This window comes from Nocardia sp. NPDC023733 (assembly GCF_040639775.1).
GTDB classification, from domain to species: Bacteria; Actinomycetota; Actinomycetes; order Mycobacteriales; family Mycobacteriaceae; genus Nocardia; species Nocardia rosealba.
Window position 1 is genome coordinate 142937 of the sequence record NZ_JBFAAN010000010.1, and the last position, 13934, is coordinate 156870.

General features: G+C 67.9%; 15 protein-coding genes. 12 read left to right on the forward strand and 3 right to left on the reverse strand.

The features are described from left to right. The first annotated feature begins 16 nt into the window (after positions 1–16). The 6 genes from AB0F86_RS27875 to AB0F86_RS27900 are packed head-to-tail and all read left to right on the forward strand — an operon-like array spanning position 17 to position 5948. Positions 17–1567 (forward strand): FadD3 family acyl-CoA ligase, encoded by a 1551-nt coding sequence (locus tag AB0F86_RS27875; RefSeq protein ID WP_356986711.1) that lies wholly within the window; start codon positions 17–19, stop codon positions 1565–1567. Then, complete coding sequence (locus AB0F86_RS27880; RefSeq protein ID WP_356986709.1) at positions 1564–2427, forward strand: enoyl-CoA hydratase; 864 nt, start codon at positions 1564–1566, stop codon at positions 2425–2427. Before AB0F86_RS27875 ends, AB0F86_RS27880 begins: the two co-directional genes overlap by 4 nt. Continuing rightward, positions 2428–3570: an acyl-CoA dehydrogenase family protein gene (locus AB0F86_RS27885; RefSeq protein ID WP_356986707.1), complete on the forward strand. Its 1143-nt coding sequence runs from the start codon at positions 2428–2430 to the stop codon at positions 3568–3570. Beyond that, entirely contained in the window at positions 3567–3818 is a 252-nt protein-coding gene (locus AB0F86_RS27890; RefSeq protein WP_356986706.1) for a hypothetical protein, read from the forward strand. The genes AB0F86_RS27885 and AB0F86_RS27890 overlap by 4 nt, the downstream gene beginning before the upstream one ends. Beyond that, positions 3815–4918: an acyl-CoA dehydrogenase family protein gene (locus AB0F86_RS27895; protein ID WP_356986704.1), complete on the forward strand. Its 1104-nt coding sequence runs from the start codon at positions 3815–3817 to the stop codon at positions 4916–4918. Before AB0F86_RS27890 ends, AB0F86_RS27895 begins: the two co-directional genes overlap by 4 nt. After that, a complete protein-coding gene (locus AB0F86_RS27900; RefSeq protein ID WP_356986702.1) occupies positions 4905–5948 on the forward strand; it encodes an acyl-CoA dehydrogenase family protein in 1044 nt (347 codons plus the stop codon). The genes AB0F86_RS27895 and AB0F86_RS27900 overlap by 14 nt, the downstream gene beginning before the upstream one ends. Positions 5949–5951: 3 nt before the next feature. Here AB0F86_RS27900 and AB0F86_RS27905 read toward each other — a convergent pair whose 3' ends face one another. Next, positions 5952–6293, reverse strand: a complete 342-nt coding sequence (locus AB0F86_RS27905; RefSeq protein WP_181701039.1) for a hypothetical protein — start codon at positions 6291–6293, stop codon at positions 5952–5954. Between the two features lies 1 nt (position 6294). Then, positions 6295–7464, reverse strand: a complete 1170-nt coding sequence (locus AB0F86_RS27910) for a Rieske 2Fe-2S domain-containing protein (RefSeq protein ID WP_067640650.1) — start codon at positions 7462–7464, stop codon at positions 6295–6297. A 161-nt stretch (positions 7465–7625) separates the two neighbouring features. On the opposite strand from AB0F86_RS27910, the gene hsaA reads away from it, so the two are divergent. Genes hsaA through hsaB form a run of 4 tightly spaced genes read left to right on the forward strand, consistent with a single transcriptional unit; the run spans position 7626 to position 11164 of the window. Further along, positions 7626–8789 carry a 3-hydroxy-9,10-secoandrosta-1,3,5(10)-triene-9,17-dione monooxygenase oxygenase subunit gene (hsaA, locus tag AB0F86_RS27915; protein WP_356986700.1) on the forward strand — a complete coding sequence of 388 codons (1164 nt, stop codon included), beginning with the start codon at positions 7626–7628 and terminating at the stop codon, positions 8787–8789. A gap of 3 nt (positions 8790–8792) precedes the next feature. Beyond that, positions 8793–9662, forward strand: coding sequence for a 4,5:9,10-diseco-3-hydroxy-5,9,17-trioxoandrosta-1(10),2-diene-4-oate hydrolase (gene hsaD / locus AB0F86_RS27920; RefSeq protein ID WP_356986698.1), 870 nt, complete (start codon positions 8793–8795; stop codon positions 9660–9662). Beyond that, positions 9659–10567 (forward strand): iron-dependent extradiol dioxygenase HsaC, encoded by a 909-nt coding sequence (hsaC, locus tag AB0F86_RS27925; RefSeq protein ID WP_308017152.1) that lies wholly within the window; start codon positions 9659–9661, stop codon positions 10565–10567. Before hsaD ends, hsaC begins: the two co-directional genes overlap by 4 nt. An 18-nt stretch (positions 10568–10585) precedes the next feature. After that, positions 10586–11164, forward strand: coding sequence for a 3-hydroxy-9,10-secoandrosta-1,3,5(10)-triene-9,17-dione monooxygenase reductase subunit (gene hsaB, locus AB0F86_RS27930; RefSeq protein ID WP_356986695.1), 579 nt, complete (start codon positions 10586–10588; stop codon positions 11162–11164). Positions 11165–11357: 193 nt separating this feature from the next. Here hsaB and AB0F86_RS27935 read toward each other — a convergent pair whose 3' ends face one another. After that, positions 11358–12557, reverse strand: coding sequence for a saccharopine dehydrogenase NADP-binding domain-containing protein (locus AB0F86_RS27935; protein WP_356986694.1), 1200 nt, complete (start codon positions 12555–12557; stop codon positions 11358–11360). Positions 12558–12588: 31 nt separating this feature from the next. Between AB0F86_RS27935 and AB0F86_RS27940 the strand changes: the two genes are divergently transcribed. Then, positions 12589–13185 (forward strand): TetR/AcrR family transcriptional regulator, encoded by a 597-nt coding sequence (locus AB0F86_RS27940; protein WP_356986692.1) that lies wholly within the window; start codon positions 12589–12591, stop codon positions 13183–13185. 87 nt (positions 13186–13272) lie between these two features. Beyond that, a complete protein-coding gene (locus AB0F86_RS27945; RefSeq protein WP_356986690.1) occupies positions 13273–13824 on the forward strand; it encodes a YdeI/OmpD-associated family protein in 552 nt (183 codons plus the stop codon). Positions 13825–13934: the final 110 nt, after the last annotated feature.

The following is a 13934-nucleotide window of genomic DNA, read 5'->3' on the forward strand; positions in this document are numbered from 1 at the left end:
CAACGGTGAGGACCCCGTGACACCCGCTGCACAGACCACCCCGCAGGCGCTGCGCCAGACCGCCGCGGCGTATCCGCACGAGCCTGCCATCGTCGACGGCGAAACCCGCCTGACGTGGGCGCAACTGCTCGACCAGGTGCGGATCGCGGCGCGCGCGCTCATCGCCCGCGGCATCGAACCCGGCGACCGGGTCGCCATGTGGGCACCGAATACCCATCACTGGGTGGTGGCCGCACTGGCCGCGCATTCGGCCGGTGCCGCGCTCGTGCCGCTGAACACGCGGTACGTGGCGGCCGAGGCGGTCGACGTGCTGAACCGGGTCGATGCGAAGGCGCTGTTCGTCGCCGGGCCGTTCCTCGGTCGCGACCGGGTGACCGAACTGCTCGCCGAAGCACCGGAATCGACCATCGGAACGGTTGTCGTCATCCCGGTCGAGCCGGGCGCGGCCACCGGGACCGGCTCGCTCACCTGGGACGATTTCCTCGCCGAGGCCGAGCGGGTCACCGAGGCCGACGGCGAAGCGCGCGCGGCGCAGGTCTCCCCCGACGACATCTCCGACATCCTCTTCACCTCCGGCACCACCGGCCGCAGCAAAGGCACCCTGGTCGCCCACCGGCAGGCCCTGGATGTGGTGCGTGCCTGGTGCGCCTGCTCGACCGTGCGCGCGGGCGACCGCTACCTGGTGATCCCACCCTTCTTCCACAACTTCGGTTACAAGGCGGGCATCCTGGCGTGCCTGGTCACCGGGGCGACGATCGTCCCGCAGGCGACATTCGACGTCCCGGCCGCGCTGCGCCTGGTCGAGTCCGAACGGATCACCGTGCTCACCGGACCGCCGACGATCTACCAGACCATCCTCGATCACCCCGAGCGCGGCGAGCGTGACCTCTCTTCGCTGCGCGTCGCGGTGACCGGCGCGGCGACCGTGCCGGTGGTGCTGATCGAGCGGATGCGCGACGACCTCGACTTCGAGGTGGTCATTACCGCCTACGGCCTGTCGGAGACCGCGGGTTTCGGCACCATGTGCGACCCCGACGACGACGCCGAGACCATCGCCAACACCTGCGGCAAGCCCATCGCCGGCTTCGAACTGCGCCTGGCCGACAACGGTGAAGTGTTGCTGCGCGGCCCCAACGTGATGCTCGGCTACCTCGACGATCCCGAGGCCACCGCCGAGGCGATCGACACCGACGGCTGGCTGCACACCGGCGACATCGGCGTGGTCGACGAACGCGGCTACCTCAAGATCACCGACCGGCTCAAGGACATGTACATCACCGGCGGATTCAACGTCTATCCCGCCGAGATCGAGCAGACCCTCGCCCGCCTCGACGGTGTCGCCGAGTCCGCCGTGATCGGGGTGGCCGACGAGCGGATGGGCGAGGTCGGCATGGCGTTCGTCGTCCGCAAGCCGGACACGAACCTGACCGCCGACGACGTGCTCGCCCACGCGAGCGCCCATCTGGCGAATTTCAAGGTGCCCCGGTTCGTCGAGTTCCGCGACCGGCTGCCCTACAGCGCGGCGGGCAAGGTGCTCAAGCGCGAGCTACGTGAGGAGAAGTCGTGAGTTCCGAAACCGAGGTCGTCACCTACGAGGTGCGCGGACCGGTGGCTGTGATCACCATGAACCGGCCCGATTTCCGCAACGCGCAGAACTCGAAGATGACCTACGCCCTCGACGCCGCGTTCGTGCGCGCGGTCGAGGACGCCGCGGTGAAGGTGATCGTGCTCGCGGGCAACGGAAAACACTTCAGCGCCGGGCATGACATCGGCACACCGGGCCGCGACCACGACGCGCACTACGAGAACAAGGCCGCGCTGTGGTGGGACCACGTCGACCGCACCGGTGGCGACCAGCGATTCGCCCGCGAGACCGAGGTATATCTCGGCATGTGCAGGCGCTGGCGCGAGATCCCCAAGCCGACGATCGCGATGGTGCAGGGCGCGTGCATCGCCGGTGGGCTCATGCTGGCCTGGGTGTGCGATCTGATCGTCTGCTCCGAGGACGCCTTCTTCTCCGATCCCGTTGTCCGCATGGGCATTCCGGGTGTGGAGTACTTCGCGCATCCGTGGGTGATGGGCCCGCGCGCGGCCAAGGAGTTCCTGTTCACCGGTGACCGGTTCGGGGCCGCGCAGGCCGAGAAGTGGGGCATGGTGAACCGGGTCGTGCCGCGCGGGGAGCTGGAAGCCGAGACCATCGCGCTCGCCGAGAAGATCGCCACCATGCCGCAGTTCGGGCTCGCGCTCACCAAGAAGGCGGTGAACCAGGCCGAGGATCTGATGGGGATGCGCTCGGGCATGGACTCGGTCTTCGGACTGCATCATTTCGCGCACGCGCACAATGCCGAGGTCGGCGCCGATTCGCTGGGCGGGATGAACGCCAAGACGATGAAGACCGCCGCGGCCGAACAGAACGGGTCGAAGTAGATGGATCTCGAGATCGACGAGGCAGCCACACAGTTCCAGCTCGAGGTGCGCGAATTCCTCGCCACCCATGTGCCCCGCGAACCGCTGCCGTCCATGGACACCGCGGAAGGCTTTGCCGCCCATCGTGCCTGGGAGGCGACGCTGGCCGAGGCTCGGCTCTCGGCGGTGTCGTGGCCGCGTGAATACGGTGGGCGCGACGCCTCCATTCTCGAATGGGTTTTGTTCGAGCAGGAGTACTACGCTGCGGGTGCGCCCGGCCGGGTGGCCCAGAACGGCATCTTCCTGCTGGCGCCGACACTGTTCGAGCACGGCACCGAGGAACAGCTGGCCCGGATCCTGCCGAGAATGGCCCGCGGCGAGGACATCTGGGCGCAGGCCTGGTCGGAGCCCGAGGCGGGTAGCGACCTCGCGGGCCTGCGCTCGACCGCCCGACGCACCGAGGGCGGGTGGGTGCTCAACGGTCAGAAGACGTGGAGTTCCCGTGCGTCCTACGCGGATTGGGCTTTCGGCCTGTTCCGCAGCGATCCCGAAGCGCAGCGTCATCACGGGCTGACCTACGTGATGTTCCCGCTGACGGCCGAGGGTGTGAGCGTGCGCCCGATCCCACAGCTCGACGGCGAACCCGGCTTCGCCGAGATCTTCCTCGACGACGTGTTCGTCCCCGACCACGACGTGATCGGCGCACCCAACGAGGGCTGGCGGGTGGCGATGGCCACCTCGAGCAACGAGCGCGGCCTCTCGCTGCGCAGCCCCGGCCGATTCAGCGCCACCGCGCGACGCCTGATCGATCTGTGGAAGCAGACCTGCGACCCCGCCGATACCGCCGCCCGCAACGCCGTGGTCGACGCCTGGCTCGGGGCCGAGGCCTACCGGCTGCACACTTTCGGAACGGTCACCCGCCTGCAGGACGGCGGCCAGCTCGGCGCGGAATCCTCGATCACCAAGGTGTTCTGGTCCGACCTCGACATCGCCATGCACGAAACGGGCCTCGACCTGCTCGGACCGGCCGCCGAGCAACGCAGTTCGTGGACCGACGGCTACCTGTTCTCCCTCGCGGGCCCGATCTACGCGGGCACCAATGAGATCCAGCGCAACATCATCGCCGAACGCCTCCTCGGCCTGCCACGGGAGAGCAAGCGATGAACACCCGCTTCCTGCTGCATCTCGAGCAGCGCACAGGTGAGGTGCGCGCCGCCCGCGACGAGCTCGGCGGCGCCCCCGGCTCTGCGATCGACCTCCCGCATGCTCGGACACAGCTCAACTTCTCCACCCACCGGCGCGAGGTCCCCGACGTCGGCCGGACCCCTCGCGCCGCGACCACTGGGCCCGCGACCCGGACGTCGAACGATGTGAGTCGAATCGACCACCCGACAACAGGAGGTGTGCGATGAGATTCGCCCTCAGTACCGAGCAGCTCGACTTCGCCGCGGAGCTGCGCAAGATCCTGGATGCGGGGCAGGTGCCTGCCGCCGTGCGCGCCTGGTCCGAGGGCGACACCGCCCGTGGCCGCGCGATCCTGCGGCAGGTCGCCGACATGGGTGTCTTCGGCCTGATCGTCGACGAGGAACACGACGGCGCGGATGCCACGCCGGTCGACCTGGTGGTGGCACTGATCGAACTCGGGCGCGCGGCCGTACCTGGTCCGGTGATCGAATCCGCCGCCGTGATTCCCGCTCTGCTGCAACACCTCCCGGCCGCCGCCGAGCGCTGGCTGTCGGGGGTGGCGACTGGTGAACTGCTCGGCACCATCGCCTTCGAGCACGGCGGCCGCACCGTCGCGCTCGACGCGGATGCCGCTGAATTCGTCCTGGTGGCCGGTAGCGCACAGGTCTCCACAGGTCAGCCAGGACTCGGCGCCGCTACCGCCGACCGATCGCGGCCCGGGACCGGTGAACCCGACGAAACCGCGGATATCGGCGCCGATGTCCCTGGTGCGCGCCGGTTCGAGAGCACGGCGGCGATCGCGTCGATCGATCCGGCCCGCAAGCTGTTCGGAGTGTCCGCCGACGAGGTGGTGGCCGAGGATTCCGATGCCGTCGACTTCGCCTTCGATATGGGTGTGCTCGCCTGCGCGGCACAGCTACTAGGAGCGGGTCGCGCCATCCTCGATCAGACGACCGCCTATGCCAAGCAGCGCAAGCAGTTCGGCCGCGTCATCGGTGAATTCCAAGCGGTGAAGCAGCAGCTCGCCGATGTACGGATCGCGCTCGATCTGGCCGAGCCGCTGCTGTACCGCGCCGCCCTCACCCTCGACTCCCCCGATCGCGCGCGCGATGTATCGGCAGCCCTCGTGGCCTGCGGCGATGCGGCCCACCGCGCGTCACGGGCCGGCCTGCAGGTCCATGGCGCGATCGGCTACACCGCCGAATGCGACCTCTCGCTGTGGCTCACCCGGGTCGCCGCTCTGCGCACCGCCTGGGGGACCGCCGACTTCCACCGAGCGCGGATCGCCACCGCCCTACGCACCGAGGAAACCCATGTCATCGAATGAACTGCTCGAATTCCGCTCGTCGGTGCGGGCACTGCTGGCCAAGCACGCGACTCCGGAAGCTCTTCGCGCGGCGATGGACAGCGACCTCGGGTACGACCCCAAGTTGTGGCAGCTGCTGTGCGAGCAGGTGGGAGTCGCGGCCCTCGCGGTGCCGGAGCGGTGGGGCGGCGTCGGCGCGAGTCTCGTCGAATCGCTCATGGTCGTCGGCGAATTGGGCCGGGTGCTGAGCGGCGTGCCGATGCTCGGTTCAGCCGTACTCGGTGTCCAAGCCGTCCTGTTGGCCGGCGATGAGCAGGCTTGCGAGCGGCTGCTCCCCGACCTCGCCGAAGGCGCTCGCACGGCCGCGCTGTGCTGGGCGGATCCCCAGGGCTGGGATAACTACGGCGTGCGCGTGGAAGGCGGATCACTCAGCGGGACAGCCCATTACGTGCTGCACGGCGCGCAAGCCGACGTCCTGCTCGTACTCACCGACGACGGATTGTTCGAAACCTCGCCTACCGCGGCAGGTGTCACTGTGACGCCGACACCGGGACTCGACCACACCCGCACCCTCGCGAGCATCACCTTCACCGAAACCCCGGCGACCAGGCTCGGCGACCCGGGCACCCGGCTGCGTGACATCGCGTGGGCGGCGCTGGCCGCCGAACAGGTCGGCGCGGCACGCCGCTGCCTCGAGATGACGGTCGAATACACCAGCGCGCGCGTGCAGTTCGGCAGGCCGATCGGCAGCTTCCAGGCGCTCAAGCACCGCATGGCCGATATGTACGTGCTCGTCGAATCGGCGGAATCGGCCGCGCTGCTGGCCGCCCAGTCGCTGGCGGCGGGCAGCGATTCGGCCGCCGAGGACGTGTGGGTTGCCCGCACCCACTGCACGGAAGCGTTCAACGCGGTGGCCGCCGAGACCATCCAGATGCACGGCGGTATCGCCATCACCTGGGAACACGACGCCCACCTGTACTTCAAGCGGGCACACGCCACCGCGGAACTGTTCGGAACCGCCCGCCGCCCCGCGACCATCGGGGCGGCGTAGCGGCTAGGACGGGTTGTCGGGGACCTCGAGCACGCCCTCGTCGACCGCCCATTCGATCGTCTTCTGCAGCGACGGACAGGTGTCCGGCCGACCCGGCCGGGCACCGTGGGAACTCAGCTCGGCGAAGACCGGACAGCGCGTTTCGGGCCGTTCGGTCCACTGCACCGAGGTCTGGTGCGCACTTGCCTTGCGCACCAGCACCTCGGTGCTGCACGCCTGACACCGCAGGGGCGTCAGACCTTCGTCGAGATACCGTTGCTGGTCGAGGGCGGTCTGGGCCCGCACCGCCGCCCGGCGGGCGGGCTGATCGGCGAAATCCGGTGCCTTGGCCCAGCTGGCGGCCATGTCACACGCCCGCTTCCTCGGCCTTGCGCCGCAGGTTCTCGGCGACCTCGGCCTCCCAGGCCTCGTTCGCCTTGGTCGTGTCGACCTCGAACTCGAAGCGCTGGGTCATCTTCTCGGTGACATCGGCGATGTCCACGTAGAACTGGTCGTACCAGCGTCGCAGCTGGTAGACCGGCCCGTCCTCCTCGCACAGCAGCGGGTTCTCGACCTTGGACTTGTGCTTCCAGATCTCCACGTCCTGCAGGAAGCCGTCGCCGAAGAACGTGGTCATCGTGTTGGCCAGCTTGGTGGCGGTCTCGTCGTCGATGCCCTTGGGCTTCTCGACGGTCAGGCCCCACTGCAGCACGAACGAGTCCTGGGTGACCGGATAGTGGCAGTTGATCAGCACGACCTTCATCTCGTACCCGCTGTAGATGTTGATCAGCGGGTTGATCATGTAGGACGGACCGAAGTACGACGCCTCCGACTTGAGCAGCGTCTCACCACCGTGCTTGGCCGCCATGCCGATATCCGGGCGGCCCTTGGTCTCCAGGAACTGGGTCGCCACATGGCCTTCGAAGACGTTCTTGAAGTACGTCGGGAAGGCGTAGTGGATGTAGAAGAAGTGGGCCATGTCCACGACGTTGTCGATGATCTCGCGGCAATTCGCACCCTCGATCAGCAGCGAGTTCCACGTCCAGTCGGTCCAGCCGCTGTCGTGGGTTTCGCTCGGGTTGCCGTCCGCGTCGGTATACACGCCCTCGATGTGCGGGATCGTGACCTCGGGCGGCGGCTCGTTGCCCTCGTGGTCGTGCCAGACGAACAGCTGACCGTTGCGTTCCAGCGTCGTCCACTTGCGGGTGCGCGCCAGCGGCGGCACCCGGCGCCCGTAGGGGATCGCGGTGCACTTGCCGCTCGCCCCCCAGCGCCAGTCGTGGAACGGGCAGGCGATGTCGTCGCCCTTCACCGAGCCCATGCTCAGGTCACCGCCCATATGCCTGCAGTAGGCGTCGAGCACGCGGAGCTGGTCGGACGTATCGGCCCAGATCACGAGTTTGGTTCCGAAGATCTCGACCGCGTGCGGTTTACCGTCGCGGAACGTCTTCGCGAGACCGACGCAGTGCCAGCCGCGCGCGAACCTGGTCGGCGTGGTACCGACATCGAGTTCTCTCACCTTGGGGTTGACTGCCATCCCGAACCCTCCTTCTTCACTAGAACACGTTACAAAATACGGCCGGTTCACGCCAGCTGTCCGCGTTATTCCCTTCTCGACAGGAATGGGAACCTGTTCTAGTCTCAGAGACGAACGAGAACAGTTTGTCGATTCCGACAGGGCAGGAACGGGCTGGCGAAATGACGCAAGAAGTGACCGAACGGGTCGAGGCGCTGCTGCCGACGCTGCGCGAACGCGCGCAGGAGGCCGAAGACCTGCGCCGCATACCCGACGAATCCATGAAGGCACTGCAGGAGACCGGGTTCTTCCGGCTGCTGCAACCCAAGCAGTGGGGCGGGCATGCCGCCGACCCGGTGGTCTTCTACGACTCCGTGCGCCGCATCGCCAGCGCCTGTGGGTCGACGGGCTGGGTAGCAGGCATCATCGGCGTGCACAACTGGCACCTCGCACTGTTCGACCAGGCCGCCCAGGAAGAGGTGTGGGGTGAGGACACCGACGTGCGGATCTCCTCGTCGTACGCCCCCATGGGCATGGGCCAGGCGGTCGACGGCGGGTACATCGTGCGCGGGTCGTGGGCGTGGTCCTCGGGCTCCGATCACGCGACCTGGGCAGTGCTCGGCGGACCCGTCATCAAGAACGGGAAGCCGGTCGACTTCGGCAGCTTCCTGATTCCGCGCTCGGAATACCGCATCGACGACGTGTGGAATGTGGTCGGCCTGCGCGGCACCGGTTCCAATACCGTTGTGGTGGAGGACATCTTCGTGCCGACGCACCGCTTCCTCAGCTTCCGCGCGATGAGCGAGGGCCGCTCGCCCGGCCTGGCGCAGAATCCCGATCCGGTGTACAAGATGCCGTGGGGCACAATCCATCCCACGACCATCTCCACCCCGATCGTCGGCATGGGTTACGGCGCCTACGAGGCGCACGTCGAGCATCAGGGCAAGCGTGTGCGCGCGGCCTACGCGGGTGAGAACGCCAAGGACGACCCGTTCGCCAAGGTCCGTGTGGCCGAAGCCGCCAGCGATATCGACGCCGCCTGGCGACAGCTCTCGGGCAATGTGGCCGAGGAGTACGCGCTGCTGCTCGCGGGCGAGGAAGTGCCGTTCGACCTGCGTGTGCGGGCCAGGCGCGACCAGGTGCGCGCCACCGGCCGGGTGATCGCCTCGATCGACAAGCTCTTCGAGTCCTCCGGTGCCACCGCGCTGGCCAACGGCACTCCGCTGCAGCGCTTCTGGCGTGACGCGCATGCCGGACGAGTACACGCGGCCAACGATCCCGAGCGCGCCTACGTTATGTACGGCACGCACGAGTTCGGGCTGCCCGTCACCGACGCCATGGTGTAGCCGATGACCCAGACCGCAGAGATCACCTACGAATCGACCTCACGCTTCGCGCAGGTCACCCCCTCATTGAAGCTGCACTATCACGAGGCAGGTGTCGGCAACGGCCCGACGATCGTGCTGTTGCACGGCGGCGGACCCGGCGCCTCGGCGTGGTCGAACTTCGCCCGCAACATCCCCGTGCTGGCCGAGAACTTCCACGTGATCGCCCTGGACCAGCCGGGTTTCGGCAAGTCCGACAAGCCGGTGGATCATCCGCAGTACTTCGTGCACGCGTCCACCGCGTTGCTCGCGCTGCTCAACCACCTCGAGATCACCGACCGTGTTCACCTGCTGGGGAATTCGCTCGGTGGCGGCACCTCGGTGCGCTTCGCGCTCGACAACCCCACGCGCGCGGGCAAACTCGTGCTGATGGGTCCGGGCGGGTTGAGCACCAACCTGTTCGCGCCCGACCCGACCGAGGGCGTCAAGCTGCTCTCGGCGTTCAGCTACGCGCCGACCAGGGAGAACCTCGAGAAGTTCCTGCGGATCATGGTCTTCGACCAGTCGCTGGTCACCGAGGAGCTCATCGACGAACGGTTCGCCCAGGCGAGCACCCCCGAATCGCTGGCGGCCATGCGCGCGATGGGCAAGTCCTTCGCCGGCGCCGACTTCGAGAAGGGCATGCTCTGGCGCGACGCCTACAAACTGCGTCAGCCGGTGCTGTTGATCTGGGGCCGGGAGGATCGGGTGAACCCGCTCGACGGCGCGCTCGTAGCCACCAAGGTGATTCCCCGGGTGCAGCTGCACGTGTTCGGCGGTTGCGGCCACTGGGCGCAGCTGGAGAAGTTCGACGAGTTCAACCGGCTCACAGTCGATTTCCTCGGGAGCAAGTGATGAGTATTCGCGCACTCGGCTACATGCGCATCGAGGCCACCGACATGGCGGCCTGGCGCGAGTACGGCCTCAAGGTGCTCGGCATGATGGAGGGCACCGGGCTGAACCCCGACGCCCTCTACCTGCGCATGGACGATTTCGCCGCGCGACTGGTGATCGTCCCCGGTGAGCAGGACCGGCTGCTGGTCTCGGGCTGGGAGGTCACCGACGCGCGTGGTCTGCAGCAGTTGCGGGAGACCCTGGACAAGGCCGGGGTCGAGTACACCGAGGGCACCAAGGACGAGCTGGGCGAGCGCCGTGTCGAGGGCATGATCCGGTTCCAGGATCCGTCCGGGAACACCCTCGAGGCGTTCTACGGTGCCCAGTACCTGGGCCGCCGCTTCGTGAGCCCGTACGGCCACAAGTTCGTCACCGCCGAACAGGGGCTCGGCCACGTGGTGCTGACCTGCACCGATGATGCTGCGGCACAAGCCTTCTACCAAGATGTGCTCGGCTTCCGGCTGCGTGACTCCATGCGGCTGCCACCGCAGATGGTCGGCCGTCCCGCCGACGGCGACCCCGCCTGGCTGCGCTTCTACGGCTGCAACCCGCGCCACCACGCGCTGGCGTTCCTGCCGCTGCCGAACCCCACCGGCATCGTGCACCTGATGGTCGAGGTGGAGAACTCCGACGATGTCGGCCTGTGCCTGGATCGCGCCCTGCGCAAGAAGGTGAAGATGTCGGCCACCCTCGGCAGGCACATCAACGACAAGATGCTGTCGTTCTACATGAAGACGCCCGGCGGCTTCGACATCGAATTCGGTTGTGAGGGACTGGAAGTGGACGACGACAACTGGACGGCCCGCGAATCCACCGCGGTCAGCCTCTGGGGTCACGACTTCACCGTCGGATTCAAGCAGCAATAGGGAATGGCGGCGAGGGACATGACCGAACAGACACCGGCGATCGACGGCCGGCAATTCCGTAATGTGCTCGGGCAGTTCTGCACCGGCATCACCGTGATCACCGCGCTCGACCCCGACGGTGCGCCGATCGGGTTCGCCTGTCAGTCCTTCGCCGCCCTTTCCCTCGATCCGCCGCTCGTGCTGTTCTGCCCCACCAAGGGGTCGCGCTCGTGGGCGGCGATCGAGGCGGCGGGCAAGTTCTGTGTGAACGTGCTCGCCGAGGAACAGCAGCCGACGTGTGCCCGCTTCGGCTCCCGCGAACCCGACAAGTTCGCCGGAGTCCCCTGGCACACCGCGGATCTGGGTGTTCCTGTGCTCGACGATTCGCTGGCCACGATCGAATGCACGGTGGATTCGGTGGTCGACGGTGGTGACCACTTCATCGTCATCGGACGAGTCCAGGCGCTGGCGGAATCGGAGACGACGACCAATGGTCGCCCGCTGCTGTTCTACCGGGGCCAGTACACCGGCATCGAACCGGACAAGACCACCCCCGCCCCCTGGCGCGCCGACCTGGACCACTTCCTCACCACCACCAGCCTCGACACCTGGTTGTAAGTGGCGCCGGTGCTCGAGTGAGCACGCATCACCGACGTGTACGAGCGCCGACGCACGGTTGGGGGCTCAGCCGCGATCACGGCGGTCAGCGCGCGGACGACAAGCCTCGTCGTTGGCTTCGGGCACAGCCCAGCTTGTCGTTGTGAAATCATCGCGGCCGGGTCGGGCGTGCCGACGCAGTGCAGTCGGGGGCTCAGCGTGCCGCTATGAGGGCTGTCAGCAGGGCGGACGACAGCGCCGCGGCGTTGCTGTCGGGGGTGGCCCAGCTGCGGGTGGTGATCGTCATCGTTGCGGGGTCAGGTGCGCCGAGGCAGTGGGACGCGAAGGCTTCGAAGAACTGGTCCGGGTCGAGCAGCGTTTCGGGTGCGTGGACCCCTGGACGTGGGTTCGCGGCCAGCAGCAGCGCGCCGACAGCCAACGGGACGCCGGTGTTGTCGGCCATCGACAAACCGGGGACCTGGCACAGCGCCGTGGCGACCCTCGCGGGCGAGCCGTCCCGTTCCCCCTCGGCGATGGCGAACAGCGGCGGCAGTCCACCGGCCGCGACGAGAGTTGCCGGGTCCGCCGGGAGCAGGCGTTCGAGACGGGCAGCCAGGACCGCCGCGCGATCGACGGTCAGCAGGCGGCGGTTCATCGCCCAGCGCAGTGCCAGCAGCGCGGCCGAGGTCGGACGATCGGCGACGACCACCGAGGTCGCGTCCCTGACACCGGGGAAAGCCAGCGGCAAGGTGATCGCCTCCGGGTGACCGAAGCTGCGGCCCTCACCGGTGCCGAGGCCCGGGTATTCGAGCCGAAACCGTTCCAGCGCAGGGCGTTCGACGCGTATTCCGGCCCTGGTGACCGGGATGTTCCCACTGATCTGGCGCATGCCGTGCACGACGGCGGCGGTCGCTGCGGCGCTTTCCTCGGTGTGGGCCGAGTGGATGTTCCAGCCCGTCACCAGGGAGTCGACCCGGTCGAGCTCGGCGCCCGCCCGAACCGCGAGCAGGTTCGCCACACCCGGACTCGCGCCCATGCCGAGCAGCGCCGTCACCCCGGCCGCTTTCGCCTCGGCGTCGAGTTCGAGCATGCCGGCGGTGGGTTGTGGATCGTCGCAGATGTCGATGTAGTCGCAACCCGCCGCGATGGCGGCGGCCAGGATCGGCGGGCCGAAGCGGAAGTACGGGCCGACGGTGTTCACCACGAGGTCGGCCTCACGCAGTGCCGCGGCGAGTGACGGACCGTCGGTGATATCGAGCGCTCGTGCTTCGGCACCCAATTCCCCGGCGACCTTGCGCGCCGCCTGTTCGTTCCGGTCGGCGATCGTCAACGCGGTGACCCTGTCGTCGCCGCGCAGGACGCGCGCCGCGACACGCCCCATTTCCCCTGCCCCACCCAGCGCCAGAACTCGCATCACTGCCTCCCCTTAGAATATATTGACTGTCATGACAGTAAATAAAATCGGGCGACCTAGCAAGGCCACCGAGCGCATCGCGCAGATTCTGCGAGCGGCGCGCTCGGTGGTAGCCGTCGAGGGGTTCGCGAATACGACGCTGTCACGGGTCGCGACGGCGGCAGGCGTGCAACGCACCCTGGTGTTGCACTACTTCGGCAACCGGGACGGTCTCATGCAGGCGTTCATCACCGACGCGGTGGCGGAATACGGCGACACTCTGCTGCGGATCGGCGCCGATTCGCCGATCGAGGAACGGGTGGCACGAATGTTCGAGCCGGGCGCTTATGCGAGTCGCGACGATCTGGTCGTGTGGTGCGAGCTGGTCGCGCTCGCTGCGCGGGAACCTGTTGTGCGACAACGGCTCACGGATCTGTGGGCGGAGCGCTGGTTACCCGGACTCGAGCAGCAGCTGGCCGCCGCGTACCCGGCGGCCGCACCGGAACGGGTGGCCGCCACCACGTACGCCCTGGCGTGCCTCTTCGAAGCGCACTGGGCTTTTCACCTCCAAGGTGTGGACCAGCCCGAGCGCACCGAGCAGGCCAAACAGGGCGCCCACACCTTGCTGGCCGCTCTAACTGCCGCGTAGGGCGCTCGTCAACCGGTCGTCCTACACGTGGAAATCGACGAGGAAACTGCTCATTCGGTGAGCACTTTGGCGAGCAGGATGATTCTCATGACCGCGAGCATCGAATTCATCACCTGCGCCGACTCCGCCGAATGGGAATCGTGGCTGGCCGCGAACCACGCCTCGGTCGACGAGGTGTGGGTGCGGATCGCGAAGAAGGGCGCGCCGGAGCCCTCGGTGACGATCACCGAAACGCTCGACGGCGCGCTCTGCTACGGCTGGATCGACAGTCACCGGCGTTCCCTCGACGCGCATCACTACCTGCAGCGGTACTCGCCGCGACGGGCCCGCAGTCCTTGGTCGCAGGTCAATGTCGCCAAGGCCGAGGCGTTGATCGCGGCAGGCCGGATGCGGGCTGCCGGGTTCGCGGCGATCGAGGAGGCCGTTGCCGACGGTCGGTGGGCGGGGGCCTACGAACGGCAGCGCACCGCCGAGACGCCTGCGGAGCTGGCTGCCGCCCTTGCCGAATCACCGAGCGCGGCATCGGCTTACGCGGCGCTCAGCCGTTCGGATCGGTACCGACTGTTCCTACCGATCCTCAAGGCCGCTACGTCGCAAGAGCGGGCGACCCGCGTCGCCCAAGCCCTCGCCGCACTCTGACCGCGACCGTTCAGCGAGGCCCCGGCGGGGTCACGTGCACCGTCCGGTAGGCCGAATCCGACGCGTGCGGACGTGGCCCGGCGCACCCTGGGGCCCACGGGCCAGGACGA